The organism is Proteus sp. G4380 (assembly GCF_963885725.1).
Classification (GTDB): domain Bacteria; phylum Pseudomonadota; class Gammaproteobacteria; order Enterobacterales; family Enterobacteriaceae; genus Proteus; species Proteus mirabilis.
In genome coordinates, this window is record NZ_CAWPAV010000176.1 from 1 (window position 1) to 1,890 (window position 1,890).

The 1,890-nt window shown below is 30.1% G+C and carries 2 protein-coding genes; both read left to right on the plus strand.

Translation table 11 applies throughout. The features are described from left to right. Window positions 1-505 precede the first annotated feature (505 nt). The gene (locus tag AACU98_RS15455; protein ID WP_004251473.1) at window positions 506-940 is read left to right on the plus strand and encodes a universal stress protein; all 435 of its coding nucleotides are present in this window, start codon (window positions 506-508) and stop codon (window positions 938-940) included. A gap of 309 nt (window positions 941-1,249) precedes the next feature. Then, complete coding sequence (locus AACU98_RS15460; RefSeq protein WP_004242555.1) at window positions 1,250-1,645, plus strand: DUF2628 domain-containing protein; 396 nt, start codon at window positions 1,250-1,252, stop codon at window positions 1,643-1,645. Window positions 1,646-1,890: the final 245 nt, after the last annotated feature.

Consider the following 1,890-nt stretch of genomic DNA (forward strand, 5'->3'; position numbering starts at 1 on the left):
TTATGATGACTTAAAAACAAATAATAATTAATGGAATTGATTATCATTAACCATTATGGCCAAAATAAATATTAACTACACACAACCCATTGTATGTAAAGGATATTTTTAGTTACACTCATTTCTTCAAAAATAAATTTTATTAAATCTAAATAAATTCACTTTTTATAGTCTTCTATTAAATTTAGTAACGCTCTAAAACTGCACACTCTAATTTATATTAAATATAATTTGTCATATGGAATATCGATATTTACTAAAAACATCAAGATATTTTCCTTTATTATTATCTTTTTTATTACGTTTTCTACCATCAATAGCAATCTTATGATAGATCAACCTTTTTACATAAAATAAATATGAATATCTCAAAAATGAAAATATTTCTATTTTTTTATACCGTTTTTTATTTGCACTGATAATATTAAGAGGTGACTGATTTTTGGTGTATATAATAACAACCCACTAAAGCCCCCAACATATAAAAGGTTAATGAGGAGCCACTATGACAAAAACTGTATTAGTTCCCATCGATTTTACTGAGCTTGGTTTATTGGATAAAGTTGTCACTCATCTCAAAGCATTAGCGATGGCCGATAAACTAAATATCCACTTTTTATCTGTTATTCCTAGCTATGAGTCCTTTGTCGGATTTGCTTTTGGCAGCCAAGACCGTCTTGCCAATGATAAGCAACGTATTGAAATTGCATTATCTACGTTAAATGATAGTTTATCTCATATTGAAATTCCCAATAGCACATCCCAATCTTATATTTCCGTAGGTAACCCACGCGACCGTATTTTAGAGACCGCAAAAAAAATCCAAGCTGATCTGATTGTGATAGGCTCACGCAACCCTGGAATGAAAACCTACTTACTAGGCTCGACAGCTTCTTCTGTTGTTAGCTATGCAGAATCTTCTGTTTTAGTTGTTCGATAACTCAACGCCAAGATTTTTCCTATCAGAAGTCAGGTTACGCCAATAACCTGATTTCTTATTTTTTATCTAAATAATCGCTTTAGAATAAAATTTTATTGTCTCAAAATCTTATTCTTCCTATAAAAAAGAAATAAACATTTTAACAATAAGAATTTTATGAAAATAAACTAATATCGCGTGTAAGATAATATTTATTATACAAAACAATATATTAATAAAATGTTAATAAATTTATATTGTTTGCAAAGTTACTTTATGTAAAAATGCGTTTTTTTATGACTACAATTAAATGACCCTCTAACAGGAATTATGATGAATAAAGAATATTCTGCCAAATGGGAAGAGCGTTTTGATTTCTTCGAAAAATATGGTTCTCCTAAATCTCCAGAATACAAGGCTGCATATAAAGCACTGACTTTCGGTAAGCGTATTCTAATTGGGATGAATATCTGGGCTTTCTTCTTTGGCTTTATTTATTTTCTTATCCTTGGTTTATGGCGTAAAGCATTAACTTTATTCGGGATTAATGTTGCTATTATCATTGTGGTAAGTTTTATCGTGGAAGGACTTTCCCTAAGCCCTTCAATTCTCAATGTAGTCAGTATTGTGCTCAACTTCTTATGGGCGGCGACAGCTAATTATGCTTACTACTTAAAAGAAAAGAAAAATGATCAAGGTTGGAACCCGTTCACCGGTGTATTCTGAAAATAGATCAATAAGTTAAGTTAAATTAACATTAATCAAATTAGCAGAAAATCAGTGTTTTTTGCTACCTAAAAGGGCTCATCAGTAGCCCTTTTTTTATGGCTTAATCCTCATTTTTCACCTTTTCCCTCGCCCTTCTCACATATGAAAAATTTACCCAGCGATTTGTGATCATTTAATTAGTTAAGAATTTCACTTTAATATTAAATAAAATACAAGATTTGGCCCTAAATCAAAAACATAAA